This is a genomic window from Eikenella glucosivorans (assembly GCF_016025525.2).
Classification (GTDB): domain Bacteria; phylum Pseudomonadota; class Gammaproteobacteria; order Burkholderiales; family Neisseriaceae; genus Eikenella; species Eikenella glucosivorans.
In genome coordinates, this window is sequence record NZ_JACSGR010000002.1 from 23,892 (window position 1) to 42,597 (window position 18,706).

An 18,706-nucleotide genomic window follows, 5' to 3' on the forward strand; every position below is an offset into this window, starting at 1 on the left:
GTTTGAGGCTACCTGAAAATTCTGTTATGCCTGTTCGAATCCCGCCTTCGGGCTGATCACGGAAACCAAGATGCAGTCCGGGTCGCCGGGCTGGCCGTTGTTGCGCGCGCCGTGGATTTGGTGGTCGCCCACCACTACGGCTTCGCCCGCGCGGATGGTGCGGCCGCTTTGCGCGTCGTCCACCAGCTCGGCTTCGCCCTGCAACACAATCCAGATGTCCGCGCCGTGCGGGTGACGGTGGGCGGGCAACATGGTTTGCGGCGGAATCTGCCACAGCACCATGTTGTCGTGCGGGTCTTGGTGCAGCACGGTGCGCACGGCTTCGGCGGGCTGGTCCTGCAAGTAGTCGGCGAAACGGATAATCTGCGGGAGTTTCATGGTTTCGTTCTCGGGGTACGGTTTCAGGTAGCCTTTTGTTGCAGGAGGCTACCTGAAAACGGTTATGCCTGTTCGGCGGGTTCGTCCATCCAGTCGATGTCCTTCATCTTGCGTACGATCACCCATTCGTCGCGGTTGGAGCCGACCGTGCCGTAGTAGTTGAAGCTGTAGGCCAGCTGGGCGTAACCGCCGATCATGTGGGTTGGGTTCAGCACCGCTTTGGTTACCGAATTGTGGATGCCGCCGCGTTTCTTGGTGGTTTCCGCTGCGGGGGTGTGCACCAGTTTTTCCTGGGCGTGCGGCATCACGATCATGGTTTCGGGAATGCGTTGGCTCACAATCACGCGGCAGGCAATCGTGCCGTTGGTGTTGAACACTTCCACCCAGTCGTTATCCACCAGGCCGGCTTTCTTGGCATCGATTTCGGAAATCCACACGTGCGGGCCGCCGCGGCCGAGCGTGAGCATGCGCAGGTTTTCAGAATAGGTGCTGTGGATGCCCCATTTTTGGTGCGGCGTGAGGAAGTTGAGCGTGATTTCCGGATTGCCGTTGGGCATTTTGCCCAGGAGCTGTTTGGTGGTTTTGGTGTCCACCGCCGGGCGGTACACGCAGAAGCCTGCGCCGAAATCGCGCATCCATTTGTGGTCTTGGTAGAACTGCTGGCGGCCGGTGAGCGTGCGCCACGGGATCAGCTCGTGCACATTGGTGTAGCCGGCGGTGTAGCACACTTCTTCGCTTTCCACGCCCGACCAAATCGGCGAGGTAACGATTTTGCGCGGCTGGGCGACGATGTCGCGGAAGCGGATTTGCGTGTGCTCGCTGGCGTTGATCAGGTGCGTGTGGTCGCGGCCGGTGTTTTTGCTCAAAGCCTGCCAGGCTTTTTTGGAAACGTGGCCGTTGGTTTCCGGTGCCAGCGTGAGAATCATCTCGGCGGCATCGATGGCGGTTTCCAGCTTGGGCTGGCCTTTGCCGGCGCCTTCGCTGCGCACGCCGTTGAGTTTGCGCAGGAAATCCACTTCGTGCTTGGTGTCCCACGCCATGCCCTTGCCGTTGTTGTTTACTTTTTCCAACAAAGGGCCGATGGAGGTGAATTTTTCGTATACCGCGCCGTAGTCGCGTTCTACCACCGTCATGGCGGGCATGGTTTTGCCCGGTATCGGCTCACATTCGCCCAGCTTCCAGTCTTTCGGGTCGAAGGGCTGGCCGAGCTCCTGCGGGCTGTCGTGCATCAGCGGGGTGAGCACGATGTCTTTGCGCACGCCGAGGTAATCCTTGGCCAGTTCGCTGAATTTTTTCGCCAGGCCTTTATAGATTTCCCAGTCGGAACGACTCTGCCACAGGGGCTGCACCGCTTCGGTAAACGGGTGGATGAAGGGGTGCATGTCGGAGGTGTTCAGATCATATTTTTCATACCAGGTGGCAGTGGGGAAAATCACATCGCCGTACAGGCAGGTGGTGTTCATGCGGAAATCCAGCAGGGCGAACAGGTCCAGCTTGCCTTCCACCCCTTCCCGTTGTTTGACCTCAGTCGGTTTCAGGCAGTCGTCTTCATCGCTCAGCAGGCCGTGTTGCGTGCCGAGCAGGTATTTCAAGAAGTATTCGTGGCCTTTGCCGGACGAACCCAAAATATTGGAGCGCCAGATAAACATGTTGCGCGGCCAGTTTTTCGGATTTTCCGGATCGTCGCAGGACATGCCCAACGTGCCTTCCTTCAGGCCTTTCACCACGTAATCCACCGGATTCATGCCGGCTTTTTCCGCCGCGTCGGTTACGTCCAGCGGGTTGGTTTCCAATTGCGGCGCGCTCGGTGTCCAGCCCATGCGGGCGGCTTTGGCGTTGTAGTCGATCATGGTCAGGCGGCGCATGTCGTCGCCGGCATCTGAGGTGAGCAGCTCGTCGGCGGACACGGTTTCGTGGCGGTATTGGCCGGTGTGGCCGTAGAAGAAGGAGGTGCCGGCCATTTGGCGCGCGGGGCGGTGCCAATCCAGCGCGAAGGTGAGCGGTGCCCAGCCGGATTGCGGGCGCAGTTTTTCCTGCCCAACATAGTGGCACCAGCCGCCGCCGGACTTACCGATGGTGCCGCACATCATCAGCATGTTGATCAAGCCGCGGTAGTTCATGTCCAGGTAATACCAGTGGTTCAGGCCGGCACCGACGATAATCATCGAACGGCCTTTGGTGTCGTGCGCGTTTTGGGCGAACTCGCGGGCTACCTGAATCACGCGCTCGGGCGCGACGCCGGTATGTTTTTCCTGCCATTTCGGCGTGTAGGGTTTGTCGTCGAAATAATCTCTGGCCACGTTTTCGTCGCCCAGGCCGTTGTCCACGCCGTATTGTGCCACTAACAAGTCGAACACGGTGGCCACCAGTTGCGTGCTGCCGTCGGCCAAGGTGATGCGTTTGGCCGGCACTTTGCGCAAGGTTTTCTCTTCGTCGAACTCGCCGCCGAAATAGTCAAATCCGACGCGTACCACTTCGTCGGCACGCTCTTTCAGCGACAAGGCTGCCTGAACGTCTTGGTCGTCCTGCGCCTTGGTTTCCAAATTCCATTTGCCGCTGCCGTCCCAGCGGAAGCCGATGGAGCCGTTGGGCAGCATCAGGCTGTCGGTTTTTTCGTTCCAGGCCAGTACTTTCCAGTCGGGGTTTTTCTCTTCGCCGAAATTACCGTCCAACTGCGAGGCGCGCAGGGTGTATTCGGGACGGTAGCCTTCACCGTCTTGTTTCAGGCACACCAGCACCGGCATGTCGGTGAGGCGGCGGCAGTAGTCTTGGAAATAGTCGGAAGGCTTGTCGATATGGAATTCTTTGAGGATGACATGGCCCATCGCCATTGCCAGCGCGGCATCCGTGCCTTGGCGCGGTGCCAGCCAGATGTCGCTGAATTTGGCCATTTCGCCGAAGTCGGACGACACGGCCACGGTTTTGGTACCTTTGTAGCGCACTTCGGTGTAGAAGTGGGCATCAGGCGTGCGGGTCATCGGGATATTGGAACCCCACACCAAGAGGTAGTTGGAGTTGTACCAGTCGGCGGATTCGGCCACGTCGGTCTGTTCACCCCAAGTTTGCGGCGAAGCGGGCGGCAGGTCGCAATACCAGTCGTAGAAAGAGAGCGGCACACCGCCGATCAGGCCGAGATAGCGTGCGCCGGAGGCATAACTGATCATCGACATAGCAGGAATCGGTGAGAAACCGATGATGCGGTCGGGGCCGTATTTTTTGATGGTGTAGCAGTTGGCTGCCGCCACCATTTCATAGGCTTCATCCCAGTTGGAGCGTACGAAGCCGCCCAAGCCGCGCTGGGATTTGTAGGATTTGGAACGTTCGGGGTCTTCCACAATCCACTTCCAGGCTTCAATTGGGTCTTTGGTTTGGCGTGCCTCGCGCCACAACTCGGCCAGCGCGCCGCGCATCATCGGATATTTGATGCGCTGGGCGGAATACACATACCAGCTGAAGGAGGCGCCGCGCGGGCAGCCGCGTGGTTCGTGGTTTGGCAGGTCGGGGCGGGTGCGCGGGTAGTCGGTTTGTTGGGTTTCCCAAGTGATGATGCCGTTTTTCACATAAATTTTCCACGAGCACGAACCGGTACAGTTCACGCCGTGGGTAGAGCGGGCAACTTTGTCGTGTGCCCAGCGGCTGCGGTAGGCATCTTCCCACTTACGGTCATCGTTAACCAGGATGCCGTGGCCGTTGGCAAACGGCTCACGTTTTTGTTTGAAGAAGGTGAGGCGGTCTAGGAAATGGCTCATGTTCTATCCCTGTCGTTATTAGGCTTTGCCGAGAAATGCCGTGCAGCGGCAGTGCCGTGCAAAGCTTGTCTCAAAACCGGTTATAAGTGTTTGGAGTATAGAGGAGGCGCAGGGTAAAAAATATGCTTCCAACAGGTTTAAAATCCATTCATTAGGCTAGGGTGGACTAATCCGAAAGGAGTAGTACTTTCTGCCGCTGCGGCATAGTTAGGCCGAATAGGGATATTCAAACGGCGGGCAAACGGTTAAGATGTGCCCGTTTTTAGTATGACTGACAGGATACCCACATCATGAAAACCAGCGCACGCAACCAATTTTCCGGCAAAATCAAAGCCATCAAACACGGCCCGGTCACCAGCGAAATCACGCTGCAACTGGCCAATGGCGCCAACCTTGTCGCCACCGTTACCGAAGAGAGCTGCCGCGAGCTCGGCTTGGCGGAAGGCGGTATGGCCACCGCGCTGATTAAGGCAGGCAATATTATCGTGGCCACCGATCTGCACCCGATGAAGCTTTCTGCGCGCAACCAATTGAATGGACACATTATTAATGTGGAGCGCGGTGCGGTTAATTCCATCGTCAGTATCGACATCGGCGGCGGTTTGGTCCTCACTGCCGGCATCACCATGCAGAGTACCGAAACGCTGGACCTGCACCCCGGGCAGAGCGTAACCGCCGTATTTAAGGCCGGCAGCGTGATTCTCGGCGTGGTGGCGTAACCTGTCGCGTAAACCAAACAATCGGGTAAGCCCTGCATCCGGGCTTGCCCGATTGCTTTATGGCCGCCTGTGGCCGGAAGGCTACCTGAAAACAAAATGAAGGGGTTGTTTCGCAGAAACCCTGCCTTTGCTGCATGAAGATGCAGTTTTCAGGTAGCCTTTCCATGTTGGGGGGATGTTTGCCACCTGTTTTCTAACTACTGTTTTGCCTAATCCTTTCGGCTGATGGCAGATACTTACCGGGCAGGGTAGATTTACAAAGTCTTAACTAAATCACACGTAAACCATTATGTTTCCCCGTTTCCCCTGCAACGCCATCTTGCTCGGCCTCTTGGCCGTTGCCACCCCACAGGCTTTTGCCGATACCTCCGGCCAAGCCGAAGAATCCGCCTTCGAACTCGGTCAGATTACCGTCATCGGCAAGCGCACCCGCAGCACCGACGCGGGCGAGCACACTGTTAGCGCCGAAGACATCCGCCGCACCAATAGCCAGAACATCGCCCAGGCACTGGAAACCCAGGCCGGTGTCAATATCGATTTTTCCGGCGCGCGCAACGAAACCGGTCTGCGTGTGCGCGGTTTCGATGCCCGCCAAGTGCCGCTGTTTCTCGACGGCATCCCGCAATACGTTCCTTATGACGGTTATGTGGATTTTGCCCGCTTCCTCACGCCCGGCCTGTCGGAAATCCGCGTGGCCAAGAGCGGCGCGTCGCTGATGTATGGCCCGAACACCATGGGCGGCGCCATCAACCTGGTTACGCGCAAACCGTCCAAACCGTTTGAAGGCGACATCAATATCGGTTTTGACGATACCGTCGGCCACAACCTTTCGGCCAATTTCGGCTCCAATACCGGCCGCTTCTACATACAGGGCGGTTTCGCCTATTTGGATTCCGACCGTTTCCATCTGCCGCATCACTTCCGCGACCCGAAAAGGCAACCCACCGATACCGGTTCCTACCGCGAAAACGCCGCACGCACTGACCGTCACTACTCACTCAAACTCGGCTTTACCCCCAATCTAACCGACGAATACGCCATCGGTTACAGCGGCATCCGCAGCGAAAAGCAGCAGCCCGCCTATGTCGGCACCGCCAACCAAAACGCCCGCTACTGGCGCTGGCCGTATTGGGACAAAGACAGCTTCTATTTTCTGAGCAACATCGGCCTCGGCGAAGCCAACCGCCTAAAAATCCGCGCCTACCATGACACCTATAAAAACGGCCTGCAAATGTACCGCGACGCGGCATACAGCATCCCCGATGGCGAAATCAGCGCTTATAAAGACAGGGCGCAGGGTTTGAGCATCAACTTCTCCACCGCCGCATGGCAAAACCAGTTGCTGCAAATCGGCTATCAATACAAGGCCGACCGCCACCACGAGTTGAGCGACAACCAGGTCTTCCGCGATGCCGCCCACCAAATCGCCGCCGAACACCAAATCGACTTTACCCCGAGCTGGCGTTTGCGCAGCGGCTTGGATTACGAACGCTTGGCCACCAAAGAGCTACCTGCTTCGTTTAACAGCGGTAAAACCTCATCGGTAAACGGCCTGTTGGAACTGAGCTACCGCCCGAACGATAACCACACCTTCTACGGCACGTTGTCGAGCAAATCACGGTTCCCCAGCCTGAAAGACCGCTATTCCTACCGCCTGGGGCGCGCTATCCCCAACCCCGATTTGGAATCCGAACGCGCCAATCACGTTGAGCTCGGCTGGCGTGGTAAACCGTGGCAGGGTGCGGAAGCCGAAGCCGCCGTGTTCTACAGCCGCCTGCGCAACGAAATCCAAAACGCCTACGTCCCCGACCCCACCGGCCGCACCTGCCGCCGCTCTCCGGTGCCGGGCTACTGCCAGCAAACCCAAAACATCGGCCGTACCCGTCACGCGGGCTTCGAACTCGGCCTGCGTCAGAACATCGGCAGCCAATGGACGCTGGGCGCGACCTACGGCTACCTGCACCGCAAAGATTTGGGCGACACCGACACCCCGCTGCTAAACACGCCGCGCCACAAGCTGTCTGCTTATGCCGAATACCGCCCCATCGAACGCGTGAGCCTGAACGCTTCCGTATTGGCTGAAACCGGCCGCAAATCGTCCTACGGCAACGGCACGCGCACCCTTGGCGGCTACGCGGTATACAACGCCAAAGCCGCTTGGCGCATCCGCGAAGGACTGACCTGGGAAGCAGGCGTGGAAAACCTGGGCAACCGTTATTACGAACTTTCAGACGGCTACCCCATGCCCGGCCGCACCTGGTTCACCAACCTGCGCTACGCGTTTTAAGCGGTACACGGTACCAGCCTCGCAGAAACCCCGTTTCGCTGTGTTTGCAGGCAAGCTATATTGCCACTTTAGTTGAAGCCGTGCTTTCAGGTAGTCCGATGATTTAGGCTACCTGAAAGCACGGCTTTAGCGAAGTTTCAAACAAGGCTTGGGCTTGCGGTCTGCATTGGAATCCTACCCGGCCACCGGCCCAGCTTTCAGGTAGCCCACCGCACCACGCAACCCGCACGCAGAAGATAGACAGCACCGCCACACAACGGCACAATGCGCGGCATCCCCCGCTGAAAGACCGCGACGGCGGGTATAAGCGGAACTTCGTATAAGACCCGTTTCCAGGTAGCCTACCAGCCTCAAAGGCTACCTGAAAAAGCAAGCCCCAACGCAGCCCAAACATCATACCGTGCCATTCCGGCAACCGAACCCCAACCCGTCCCGATTCCGACCATGACTGACTTTTCCACTGCCGCCGTTATTTTCCAAAACGACGCCCAAGCCGACGCCGCAGCTGCCGCACTGTGGCAGGCCGCCGCCGGATTGCGCCGCCAAGGTTTCCGCATCGGCGGCCTGCTCAACCCGCTGGACGGCCAAGGCCGCCACCTCAATTCCCGCCTGGTTTCCCTGGCCGACGGCGCGGAATTCCCCATCTTCCAAAACCTGGGCAGCGGCTCGTCCGGCTGCAAACTCGACGGCGGCAAACTGGCCGAAGCGGGCGCGGCGGTGCGCGAAGCCGTCCAAGCGCGTGCCGATTTGGTCTTCATCAACAAATTCGGCCACGCCGAAATCGAAAACCGCGGCCTGCTGGCCGAATACCTGGCAGCAGCAGCAGCGGGCATCCCCGTGCTCACTACCGTGCATACCAAATACCTGCCCGAATGGCGCGACTTCTGCGGCGGCGAAGGTGCGGAACTGCCTGCTGATTCCGCCGCCGTGATCGCATGGGCGCGCAATGCCCTTGCCGCCATCGGGGACGGCCATGATTAGCCGCCGCACCTTCCTGCGCAACATGATAGCGGGCAGCCTGCTGCTGGCCGGTTGCCGCCCTAGCGAAAACCACCCATCCGAAGCCTCCGCTTCCGCCACGCCCGCTGCCGGACTGCTGCACCGCTTCGGGTCGTCCGAAACCCGCGCCTTCCAACGCCTGTATGCCGCCGGCCCGCCCGCCGAAGTGCTGCTTTACGCGCTCGCCCCCGAACGGCTGGTGGGCTGGACAACGCAGAAACGGCCGCAAACGCTGGAAATGCTGGGCGAAAACGCACGCAGCCTGCCCGTGCTCGGCGGCATCAACGGGCGTGGCACACCCGCATCCGTGGAAAGGCTGCTGGCGGAGAAAATCGATGCGGTTGTAGATGTTGGCGTGGTGAACGATTCCACCGTGTCTACCGCCGAACAAACCGCCAAACAGCTGGGCGTGCCCTATCTGCTGCTGGAAGGCAGGCTGGCGCAGTCGGTCGAACAAATCCGCCAATTGGGCGGACTGCTCGCTTCGTCACACACCGAAAACCTGGCCACGCTGGCCGAACAGGCTTTGTTGTTTGCTGCGCGGGAAGCCGCCGCCCGTGCTGCCCCCGTCAGCGTTTATCTGGCGCGCGGTCGAGATGGGCTGGAAACGGGGCGGCGCGATTCCATCCACACCGAAGTGGCCGCCATGCTGGGCGCGCAGAGCGTGGGCGACGCGCTGGAAGGCGGTGGGCTGGCGCAGGTTTCGCTGGAACAAATCCTGCTGTGGCAGCCCGACTGGGTGCTGACCCAAGATGCCGATTTTGCCGCCGAAGCCGCACGCAACCCCTTGTGGCAAAAAGTGAACGCCGTGCGCGAAGGCCGCATCGGCCTGCTGCCGCGTCTGCCCTACGGCTGGATAGACGGCCCGCCCGGCATCAACCGCCTACCCGGTATCTACGCCCTCGCCGCCGTGCTGTCCGGCCAGCCCGTCAGCCGCCACCGCGACCGCATCCTGCCCCTGCTCGAAGCCCTATACCACCACCACCCCACCGCCGCACAGCAGCGGATGCTCGGGCTGGTGTGAATATTCAGGTAGCCTTTATCATGCCGAACACCACACGCACCCTGCCCGCCGACTTCGCCGCCGCCTACCGCGCCCGCATGGCCGAACTCGGTTTTTGCGAAAAACCTGCCGCCGAATGGGACGGTAAAGCCGCCGGTTTCAACGCCAAAGTCCGCCGGCCCAGTGCCTATGCCGACACCTTCCTGAGCCGGATGGACATCCGCCCCGAAGACACCGTGCTCGATGTCGGCTGCGGCCCCGGCATCCTCGCCCTGCGCCTCGCCCCGCAGGTGCGCCGCCTGTACGGGCTGGATTACAGCCCCGCCATGCTGCAATGCCTGCGGGAAAACGCCGAAGCCGCAGGCTGCCGCAACATCACCCCGCTGCTGCTGAGCAAAGAAGACGACTGGCGCGGCCGCGTCCCCGTGTGCGACAGCGTCATCGCCTCCCGCAGCGGGCTGGACGGCGACCTGGCCGCCCTGTTCGCCAAACTCTCCGCCCACGCCCTCCGCGCCGTCTATTTCTCCATGCTGGTTGGCGGCCGCTTCGACTACTCACCCGTCAGCGCACTGCTCGGCCGCAGCCGCGCGCCCTATCCCGACTACATCTACGCCGTCAATATCCTGTACCAGATGGGCTACGATGCCGAGGTTTCATTCATCACCACCCCCGGCCGCCTGGCCGACTGCACGGATTTAGATGACTTCCTGCACCGCATGCACGCCGCCTACCACCCGCTCTCCCCCGCCGACCTGCGCCGCCTGACCGACTTTTTCCACGCCGAAGGCCACCGCTTCGCACAAGACGAATTTGCTATGAAGTGGGCATTGATCAGCTGGCGGACGGATTGAGCGGAAAGGTCTTGTGCCACCTTTGGATTTTGATTTGCAGAAAAAATTTGTGTACCTGCTGTATGAAGCACAGGGCTTCCGCCCGCTGGAACATTGGGCGGCCAATCAGGAGCATGGCGCATTGAGCAGTTATCCGGTTGAAACGGTCAAAGGCGACATCGACACTCATTTTAGTGGCATCCGTGCAGTGAAAGCGGGCGCGGTGGTGTATTACGGCGCTTGGCTGGTGCTAATTGCCGTTACCACGGGCTATCATCTTTATGTGTTTTTCCATAGCCCGGCCTAAGCCGTCAGCCGGTTAGAAGAGGCTACCTGAAAACTTCAGCCGCAAGCAAATCAAACCAAAACAAGCCGCAGGGATAAAGCGCCTATCCCTGCGGCCTGTTTACCTTACCGGACACGGCGGGCAAGGCTTTATACCTGCTCCCCGCCGCATACGCGGCATTGCGGGTTTTTCGGAATGGCGAAATGCTGCCAGTGGCCGGAGAGCGCGTTATAGCAGCGGAGTACGCCGTGTTCGGTGGGCAGGCCGAGCAGGATTTTCAGCGTGTCGGCAGCTTGGGTGCTGCCGATGATGCCCACTAGCGGGGCGAAGACGCCGAACAGGGCGCAGGCGCCGTCGTTGGCTTCGCTGCCGTCAAACAGGCAGGCGTAGCAGGGCTGGCCGGGCAGGTCGGGGCGGTAGACGGCGATTTGGCCGTCGAAGCGGGTGGCGGCACCGGATACGAGCGGGGTGCGGGTGGCGCAGGCGGCGGCGTTGAGGGCTTGGCGGGCGGTGAAGTTGTCGCTGCAATCGAGGGCGGCTTGGCATTGGGGCAGCAGGCGCAGCAGCTCGGCTTCGCCCAATTTGCCATGGGTTTCGATTTGGCAGGCGGGGTTGAGCTGTTTCAGGTAGTCTGCCATGGTGTCGGTTTTGGGGCGACCGATGTCGGCTTCGCGGTAGGTGATTTGGCGCTGGAGATTGGTGTCGTCGATGAGGTCGTGGTCGGCAATCAGCAGGCGGCCCACGCCGGCGGCGGCCAAATAGGGCAGGGCGGCGCTGCCCAACCCGCCGCAGCCGAGCACGAGTACGGTTGCATCGAACAGCTTTTGCTGGCCTTCGATGCCGATTTCGTCGAGGAGGATGTGGCGGCTGTAGCGCAGCAATTGGTGGTTGTTCATGTCGGGGCGGGTCGGGGTGCTGGGGGGAGCGGATTATAGCGTGGAATGCGCTGCCGCGACGTGCCGTAGCATTCATAATTGTCCTGCGGTTTTGTTGCCGTGCCTTGATTTAAATCGAATTCGCTATAGAATGGAGTTCCTTATCGACAGGAGGAGGGTTAAATGAAAGCAGCCAACTACTTATTGCCTTTGGCCGCCGCAGCCCTGCTGGGCGCGTGCTCGAGCGGGGGCGGCATGCCGCGTGGGCAGCAAACGGCGGATTACAAAATGGAAGTGGCGGGCGGGGTGCAGGCTGAGGTGGGGCGGAGTGCCGCCGCTTCGAGCTACCGTTACGGCTTTGGCATCCGCCTGAAAAACGCGCCGCGTGTGGCTTCGGTGCGAATCGAGCGCACACGGGGCGGCGAGCTTGGCGTGGTGTTTGACGACAGCCGCAGCCCTACCACCGCCACCAAAGGCTGGTAGCGCCACGCCGACGGCACGCGCTCCTACCTCTACAACAACGGCGACGGTACTTTCGACTGGATCGGCCAAACCGCCGCCCGCAAGCTGACGCCGCAACAGGCACCCTGGCTCTACCAATCCGGCACCACCCACCAGCAATACCGCATCACCATCCGCGATTTGCAGGGCAAAGAAACCGTGTTACTGCAAGACACCGCCATCCCGCCCGCGCAGAAACAGTCGATTTTGCAGCTGTGGGAAGGTCGCGGCAGAAGGCAGCGTTAGTTGCTTGGAGAGGGTTTGTTGGTAAAAGGCTACCTGAAAAAACCGGGGATATTTTTCAGGTAGCCTGCCTACTTCTTCCGGCGTATGCCGGAATAACTATTGCATCGCGGATGATGCTTGCTAGAATCCGCCGAATCTCAGGCAGCCTCAATCCGCAGGCTGCCGTCCGCACACTGACGATTAGGAGAATGATGATGCGCCGTTTCCCCCGCCTTGCCTTAGCTGCCGCACTGCTTTGCGCCGCTCCCCTCACCCTGGCTAAAGACCTCACCGTGTCTGCCGCCGCCAGCCTGAAAGAAGCGTTTCAGGAAATCAACACCGCCTATCAAAAAGCCCATCCCGACACGCAAATCCGTTTGAATACCGCCGCTTCCGGCGTGCTGTTGCAACAGCTGGTGCAGGGTGCGCCGGTGGACGTGTTGGCCACGGCCGACCAGGAAACCATGGATAAGGCCGCCGAGGCTAAGGTTATTGCCCCGGCCACCCGCCGCACCTTCGCGCTGAACGATTTGGTGCTGATCCAGCCGAAAAATGCTGCTTTCCGCGTCACCCGCCTACAGGATTTGACCAACGCCAAAGTGCAGCGTATCGCTGTGGGCAATCCCGCCAGCGTACCGGCTGGCCGCTATACCAAGGGCGCGCTGGAAAAAGCCGGCCTGTGGAATGCGGTGAGCGGCAAAGTGATTTCCACTCAGAACGTGCGCCAGGCGCTGGATTATGTGTCGCGCGGCGAAGTGGATGCGGGGTTTGTATACCGCACCGACGCCATGCTGATCCGCGACCAGGTTCGCATCGTGCGTGCAGTGCCGCTGGAAACGCCGGTATCTTATGCCATTGCTGTTACCGCCAGCAGCAAGGATGCGGCCGAAGCAGCCCGCTACCTCAATTTCATCCAGTCGCGCGAAGGCAACCGCATTTTGCAGAAATACGGCTTTAACCCGGCCAGACGTTAAGTTGGAAGATTAGGGCCTGTTGGCCGTGGCTGGTTTCCGCGTCTTCTCGCCCCCAAATGGCATCTTCCGCGTTGGAAATCCTTGCAAGGTGTTTTTAACCTTGCTGCGGTTTCCGCCTTGAATCTGCCGCTTTGGGAACGAAAATCCGCTTGGAAAAGCCATGGCCAACAGACCCGGGAAAAGGCTACCTGAAAAATAACATTCCGTTTTCAGGTAGCCTGATTGCCGTTTGGGAAAAGTACTTTTGATTATTTAAGGAGTTTGCGTGTTGCAAGACGTATTGCCCGCGCTGCTGTTGTCGCTGAAAGTATCGTTTTGGGCCAGCGGGATGAACCTGGTGCTGGGCGTGCTTTGCGGCTGGCTGTTGGCGCGTTACCGCTTTTTCGGGCGCAACCTGCTGGATGTGATCCTAACCCTGCCGATGGTGATGCCGCCCACCGTGATGGGCTACTACCTTCTGGTGCTGTTCGGACGCAACGGCACGCTGGGGAAATGGCTGCAGGAATATTTCGGCCTCAGCCTGATTTTTACCTGGCAGGGCGCGGTGCTGGCGGCGATGGTGGTTACCTTCCCGCTGATTTGCAAACCTGCGCGGGCGGCGTTTGAAGAAGTAAATCCGCAATTGGAGCAGGCGGCGCGGGTGCTCGGGCTGCCCGAATGGGCGGTGTTTTTGCGGGTAACGCTGCCGCTGGCCTGGCGCGGCATCCTGGCCGGACTGCTCTTGGCCTTTGCCCGCGCCTTGGGTGAATTCGGTGCCACGCTGATGATTGCCGGCAGCATTCCGAACCAAACACAAACACTTTCCATTGCCGTGTATGAAGCTGTGCAGGCCGGTGATGATGCGTTGGCCAACAAGCTGGTGATTCTGATTTCCGTGGTGTGCGTGTCGATTCTGTGGAGCGTCGGCCACTTGGCCAAAGCGAGGGACAAAGTATGAGCCAAGCGCCTGTGTTCGATTTCGCCTTCGCCTTGCAGATTTCCGGCGGCGGCAAAACCTTCGATTTAAACTGCCGCTGCCAAAGCCGTGCCAAACGGTTGGCCATCGTGGGCGAATCAGGTTCGGGCAAAAGCCTGACCCTCCAGCTTTTGGCCGGCCTGCTGCGCCCGCAGGCCGGGCATGTGCGGATTAGCGGCACCTGCTACGGCGACACCGCGCACAAGCTGTGGCTGCCGCCGCAGCAGCGGCAGGTAGGGCTGGTGTTTCAGGATTACGCCCTGTTCCCGCACCTCACCGTGGCGCAAAACATCGCCTTCGGCCTGCAACACCGCTGGCCGACGCCGGGGCAGAAACAGGCGGAGCGGCTGGTCGCCTTCTGGCTGGACAAAATGCAGCTTACCCGCGTGGCCGCGCACTATCCCTACCAGATTTCCGGCGGCCAACGCCAGCGCACAGCCCTTGCCCGCGCCTGCATTGCCAACCCGCGCTGGCTGCTGCTGGACGAACCTTTCGCCGCCCTCGACATCGGCCTGCGCGGCCAGATGCGCCAATGGCTGCTGCAGCTGCAGCAGGAGCTCGACCTTCCCATGCTGCTCATCACCCACGACCCGCAGGACAGCGAAGTGTTGGCTGAAGAAGTGGCCACCATGGCGGCGGGGAAAATGGCGCACGGCGTGGCCGAAGGGTAGTGCCACCCGTGCGTCCGCAAAACAAGCAGCCTGAACAATTCAGGCTGCTTGTTTTGCGCTTATTCCGAAGAGTATCGTTTGAATGGTTAAGCTTAATATTTGGGGCTGTACTAGATTAGCAGTTATGTTACTCTCAAGATATGAAGATAACACACTGCAAATTAAAGAAAAAAGTACAGAAAAAACTGCTTCGCTTTTTTGTGCTCGAAGTTACCGCCCGTTCCGCTGCCGATATTTTGGGCATACAGCCCAATTCCGCCATCCTGTTCTACCGCAAAATCTGTATGGTCATCAGCCATCATTTGGCATTAGCGGCCAATGAAATTTTCGCCGGCCCGGTCGAATTGGACGAAAGTTATTTCGGTGGTCATCGCAAAGGTAGGTGAGGACGAGGTGCAGCGGGTAAGGTGGTGGTATTCGGTATCCTGAAACGACAAGGACGGGTCTATACCGTCGTGGTGAATAATGCCAGGTCTGAAACATTGATGCCTGTCATTAAAAGAAAATCATGCCCGACAGCATTGTCTATACCGACAGCCTGAGCAGTGACGACAAGTTGGACGTGAGCGGTTTTATCCATCACCGTATCAACCATTCCAAGGAATTTGCAGACCGTCAGAACCACATCAACGGCATCGAAAACTTTTGGAATCAGGCAAAACGCGTCTTACGCACATACAACGGAATCGACCGCAAATCTTTCCCACTGTTCTTGAAAGAATGCGAGTTTCGGTTTAACTTCGGCACACCGTCTCAGCAGCTTGAAATCCTGCGGGATTGGTGTGGAATTTAGGGCTAATCTAGTACAGCCCCTAATATTTTCAGGTAGCCTCAAACACCAACACAGGCTACCTGAAAACGAGTTCCCGAAGGGAGATGAGTTTCTGCGGAGCTAAAACGAAGTTTTGACAGAATGCCTGCCCCGGGACTCATCTGGTTTTTCAAAGTGTCAACCTTCCCGCTGAGTCTTTGCACCGTCTGCAGGCACCCTTAAAATAGCCGTTCCCGCCAAACGGCAAAGCAATCAGGAAAACCAATGCAAACCAAAACCCTGGCACTTACCGCCGCCATATTCGTGTTCACTGCCTGTACAGCCGTCCCTACCCACAACGTACAGGCCAAAGCCCTGTTGGACGAAGGCATCGCCCTGTATCAAAAACAGGATTACGCCAACGCCCGCCCTTATTTTGAACAGGCGCGGCAGGCGGGGCATATGAAAGCCCCGCGCTATCTGGGGCTGATGTCTCTGAACGGCGAGGGCGTGGAAAAGGACGCGCAGGCCGCGTTTGCCTATTTCACCCAAGCCGCCGAAGCGGGCGATATCACGGGGCAGTATTGGCTGGGCTACTGCTACGAAAACGGCATCGGCACGGCCAAAGACCTGACCCAAGCCGTGCGCTGGTATCAAAAATCCGCCGCACGCGGCGACCATGTTTCGCAGCCTGCTATGGATGCGCTGAACCGCTTGGGCGTGAAAGCAAATTAACCGAATTCATTTTTAAGGAGTTATCTTATGAAAAAAACCGCCGCCGTGGCCGCCGCCCTGCTTTTGGCCGCCTGCACCGCGCCCAACCCCGTTTCAGGCAGCCCCGCCGCCCAAAATACGCAAAATCCCGCTTGGGACAAGCAGTACGGCGGCGCGGACAAATCCTACGACCACCGCCTGCTCGCCCTGCGCGACCGAATCGCCCCGCGTTTTGAGGTGCTGGCCTTCCAAGACCCGCAGACGGGCAAAACCATGCAGTACAACCTCTATACGCCGAAAAATCTTGAACCGAATCGCAAATACCCACTGGTGATGTTCATCGCCGATGCCAGCACCGCCGGCAAAGGCGTGCGCGCGCCGCTGATGCAGGGCTACGGCGGCATTATCTGGGCAACGGACGAAGCGCAGGCGAAACACCCCGCCTTCGTGCTGGTGCCGTCCTACACCGAAACGGCGGTGAACGACCAATGGCAGACCACGGACGAAGTCGGCATGACGCTGCGACTCGTGCACAGCCTGTTGGCCGAAAAACCGATAGACGCAGACCGCGTGTACACCACCGGCCAGTCTATGGGCGGCATGATTTCCTTTTATCTCAACAGCATAGAACCGGAACTGTTTGCCGCGTCCATGTTTGTCGGCAGCCAGTGGGACATCAGCGTGTTGAAACCGCTGGAACAGGCGAAATTCATCTACACCGTGTCCGCCGGCGACCAGAAGGCTTCGGGCGGCATGGCAGAAGTCGGCGAAATGCTGCAACGGGATAACGTGCCCTACGCCGAAACCGAGTTTTCCGCCAAACTGCCGCAGGCGCAGCAGGACGCACAAGTGCAAAAAATGCTCGCCCAAGGCAGGCGCATCAACTTTATCCGCTTCACGCCGAACACCGTTGTTCCCGAAGGCAGCACCCACAAAGGCGCGGAACATATGTATTCGTTCGACTACGCCTACCTGCTCGAACCTGCCCGCGACTGGCTGATGAAGCAGCAGCGGGGCAGATAAAGAACATCTGCCCGCAGGGTAAGGGAAGGCTACCTGAAAAGGGTTTGCTGTTTAAGCGGTGCAGAAACACTCATGATTGCGGAAGCTTCTTTTTACTTAGAGACTTACATTTTCAGGTAGCCTTCCCCGCCACCGCCCGCTGTACTCCGAAAATAGACAGCAACACCAGCACAAAGCCGCACAGCGACTCCGCATCCATCTCCTGCCCTAAAAACAGCCAGCCCAACACAAAGGCGCACACCGGGCTAAGTAGTCCCAGCGACGAAACGGCAGCGGGCGGCAGTTTCGCGATGCCGTCAAACCACAGTACATAAGCCAACACCGCGCCAAACAGGCACAAATACAGATAGCCGCCGACATTGGCCGTGCTTAAAGATTCAAGTGGCGGTTCGGTCAATAGCGCGACAGGCAGCAAAAACAGTCCGCCGATGAAAAGCTGCCAGCCGGTAAACGCCAGCACGGGCAGTGATGTTTGGCGATGTTTGGACAAATACACGCCCAGCGCCATCGCCGCCGCGCCCGCCAGTGCCGCCGCAATTCCCGCCGTGTCATAACGCGCGTTTGGCGACAACACCAAAAGCGCAATCCCCGCCACGCCAGCCGCCGACCAAGCCCAAGCCGCTTTCGGCGGCATGGTTTTGCCAATCAGCCAGGTAAACACCAGCACCATCAGCGTCTGCGTAGAACTCAAGACCGCCGCCAAACCGCCCGGCAGCCGGTATGCCGCCACAAACAACATAGCTTGGAAAAAACCGATATTCAAAAAACCGAGCAGAACAACCGTCGCCCACTCCCCGCGTTTGGGCATTTTCCTGGTCCATGCCAACAGCAGCAGCCCGGCAGGCAATACGCGTATCAGCGCAGCGGTAAACGGGCGGTCGGGCGGTAAAAATTCGGTGGTAACAAGATAAGTGCTGCCCCAAATCAGCGGGGCGAGCGCAGTGAAAAGAATGGCGGCAGTACGGTTCGGCATGGCGGTTCTCCTGATGTTTTGGCGGTTTCAGACGGCTTTTTGAAGTTTAAACGCCGTCTGAAACGTCAACCGAATTATTTATCTTGAAATCAAGCTAAATAATAAATGGCGGTTAACTTGAAGTCAAGATAAAATAGCCAAGGTGTCCAAACCAAGGAAACTCTATGACCGAATACACTGACGCTCCAGCCCGCGCCGTTGCCCAATGGCAGCACGAACTGCCCGAATTGGCCTCCGAAAATATGCTCTTAATCGGCCGTCTGAAACGCGCCGCCGCCTTAATCGCGCGCGAGTTGGACAAGGTTTACGGCGAATACGGGCTTTCGGAAGGTGCGTTCGACGTGCTCGCCACCCTGCGTCGCAGCGGTGCGCCCTATACGCTCACGCCCACCGAGCTGTTTTCCTCGCTGATGGTAACGTCCGGCACCATGACCACACGCCTGAAAAACATGGAAAACCAAGGCCTGATCGAACGCCTGCCCAATCCCGACGACGCACGCAGCCTGCTGGTGCGCCTGACCGGCAAGGGCAGGGATTTGATTGAGCAGGCCGTGTTCCCGCATGTGGAGAACGAAAAGCGGCTGATGGAAAAGCTGGACGCGGAAACCAGAAGGCAGTTGGAAGAAGGCCTGGCGGCGTGGTTGCGGGGTTTGGAAGGGGAGGGGTGAAAGGGGTTGGCAAACGTTCGCCCGATTTTTCAGGTAGCCTGTTAGCAATAGTTGGCTGCCTGAAGCCGCAAAGGCTACCTGAAAACCAAAGTCAGGTTTTCAGGTAGCCTTTTGTTTTGCCGGCA

General features: G+C 58.9%; 17 protein-coding genes and 1 pseudogene. 14 read left to right on the plus strand and 4 right to left on the minus strand.

Features of this window, described 5'->3' with window-relative positions; all coding sequences use genetic code 11:
- Positions 1–24 precede the first annotated feature (24 nt).
- Both H9Q10_RS02085 and H9Q10_RS02090 read right to left on the minus strand, forming a co-directional pair.
- Positions 25–378 (minus strand): cupin domain-containing protein, encoded by a 354-nt coding sequence (locus H9Q10_RS02085; protein WP_197902392.1) that lies wholly within the window; start codon positions 376–378, stop codon positions 25–27.
- Between the two features lie 62 nt (positions 379–440).
- Complete coding sequence (locus tag H9Q10_RS02090; RefSeq protein ID WP_197902393.1) at positions 441–4,127, minus strand: nitrate reductase subunit alpha; 3,687 nt, start codon at positions 4,125–4,127, stop codon at positions 441–443.
- 290 nt (positions 4,128–4,417) lie between these two features.
- Between H9Q10_RS02090 and H9Q10_RS02095 the strand changes: the two genes are divergently transcribed.
- The 6 genes from H9Q10_RS02095 (at position 4,418) to H9Q10_RS02120 (ending at position 10,272) form a co-directional block, all read left to right on the plus strand.
- Positions 4,418–4,846, plus strand: coding sequence for a TOBE domain-containing protein (locus tag H9Q10_RS02095; protein ID WP_197902394.1), 429 nt, complete (start codon positions 4,418–4,420; stop codon positions 4,844–4,846).
- Positions 4,847–5,135: 289 nt separating this feature from the next.
- Positions 5,136–7,133 carry a TonB-dependent receptor plug domain-containing protein gene (locus H9Q10_RS02100; RefSeq protein WP_197902395.1) on the plus strand — a complete coding sequence of 666 codons (1,998 nt, stop codon included), beginning with the start codon at positions 5,136–5,138 and terminating at the stop codon, positions 7,131–7,133.
- Between the two features lie 444 nt (positions 7,134–7,577).
- On the plus strand, positions 7,578–8,114 hold the full coding sequence (locus H9Q10_RS02105; protein ID WP_197902396.1) for a DUF2478 domain-containing protein: 537 nt from the start codon (positions 7,578–7,580) through the stop codon (positions 8,112–8,114).
- Entirely contained in the window at positions 8,107–9,156 is a 1,050-nt protein-coding gene (locus H9Q10_RS02110; RefSeq protein ID WP_197902397.1) for an ABC transporter substrate-binding protein, read from the plus strand. The genes H9Q10_RS02105 and H9Q10_RS02110 overlap by 8 nt, the downstream gene beginning before the upstream one ends.
- A 20-nt stretch (positions 9,157–9,176) precedes the next feature.
- Complete coding sequence (locus tag H9Q10_RS02115) at positions 9,177–9,986, plus strand: methyltransferase domain-containing protein (RefSeq protein ID WP_197902398.1); 810 nt, start codon at positions 9,177–9,179, stop codon at positions 9,984–9,986.
- Positions 9,987–10,020: 34 nt separating this feature from the next.
- Positions 10,021–10,272: a hypothetical protein gene (locus H9Q10_RS02120; protein ID WP_197902399.1), complete on the plus strand. Its 252-nt coding sequence runs from the start codon at positions 10,021–10,023 to the stop codon at positions 10,270–10,272.
- A gap of 128 nt (positions 10,273–10,400) precedes the next feature.
- On the opposite strand, the gene H9Q10_RS02125 is transcribed toward H9Q10_RS02120, so the two are convergent.
- Positions 10,401–11,147, minus strand: a complete 747-nt coding sequence (locus H9Q10_RS02125) for a HesA/MoeB/ThiF family protein (RefSeq protein ID WP_197902400.1) — start codon at positions 11,145–11,147, stop codon at positions 10,401–10,403.
- A 162-nt stretch (positions 11,148–11,309) separates the two neighbouring features.
- On the opposite strand from H9Q10_RS02125, the gene H9Q10_RS02130 reads away from it, so the two are divergent.
- From H9Q10_RS02130 to H9Q10_RS02160, 7 genes and pseudogenes are all read left to right on the plus strand, one after another.
- Complete coding sequence (locus tag H9Q10_RS02130) at positions 11,310–11,609, plus strand: hypothetical protein (RefSeq protein WP_197902401.1); 300 nt, start codon at positions 11,310–11,312, stop codon at positions 11,607–11,609.
- A 458-nt stretch (positions 11,610–12,067) separates the two neighbouring features.
- Positions 12,068–12,826, plus strand: a complete 759-nt coding sequence (gene modA, locus H9Q10_RS02135; protein WP_197902730.1) for a molybdate ABC transporter substrate-binding protein — start codon at positions 12,068–12,070, stop codon at positions 12,824–12,826.
- 265 nt (positions 12,827–13,091) lie between these two features.
- Positions 13,092–13,763: a molybdate ABC transporter permease subunit gene (modB, locus tag H9Q10_RS02140; protein ID WP_197902402.1), complete on the plus strand. Its 672-nt coding sequence runs from the start codon at positions 13,092–13,094 to the stop codon at positions 13,761–13,763.
- Positions 13,760–14,452, plus strand: a complete 693-nt coding sequence (locus tag H9Q10_RS02145; protein ID WP_197902403.1) for an ATP-binding cassette domain-containing protein — start codon at positions 13,760–13,762, stop codon at positions 14,450–14,452. The genes modB and H9Q10_RS02145 overlap by 4 nt, the downstream gene beginning before the upstream one ends.
- A gap of 140 nt (positions 14,453–14,592) precedes the next feature.
- Positions 14,593–15,245, plus strand: a pseudogene (locus tag H9Q10_RS02150) (IS1595 family transposase).
- A 243-nt stretch (positions 15,246–15,488) separates the two neighbouring features.
- Positions 15,489–15,938: a tetratricopeptide repeat protein gene (locus H9Q10_RS02155; protein WP_197902404.1), complete on the plus strand. Its 450-nt coding sequence runs from the start codon at positions 15,489–15,491 to the stop codon at positions 15,936–15,938.
- Positions 15,939–15,965: 27 nt separating this feature from the next.
- Positions 15,966–16,940, plus strand: coding sequence for a carboxylesterase family protein (locus H9Q10_RS02160; protein ID WP_197902405.1), 975 nt, complete (start codon positions 15,966–15,968; stop codon positions 16,938–16,940).
- Positions 16,941–17,052: 112 nt separating this feature from the next.
- Here the strand turns inward: H9Q10_RS02160 and H9Q10_RS02165 are convergent, their stop codons facing one another.
- The gene (locus tag H9Q10_RS02165; protein ID WP_197902406.1) at positions 17,053–17,913 is read right to left on the minus strand and encodes an EamA family transporter; all 861 of its coding nucleotides are present in this window, start codon (positions 17,911–17,913) and stop codon (positions 17,053–17,055) included.
- Between the two features lie 164 nt (positions 17,914–18,077).
- On the opposite strand from H9Q10_RS02165, the gene H9Q10_RS02170 reads away from it, so the two are divergent.
- Complete coding sequence (locus tag H9Q10_RS02170) at positions 18,078–18,581, plus strand: MarR family winged helix-turn-helix transcriptional regulator (protein ID WP_197902407.1); 504 nt, start codon at positions 18,078–18,080, stop codon at positions 18,579–18,581.
- Positions 18,582–18,706 lie beyond the last annotated feature (125 nt).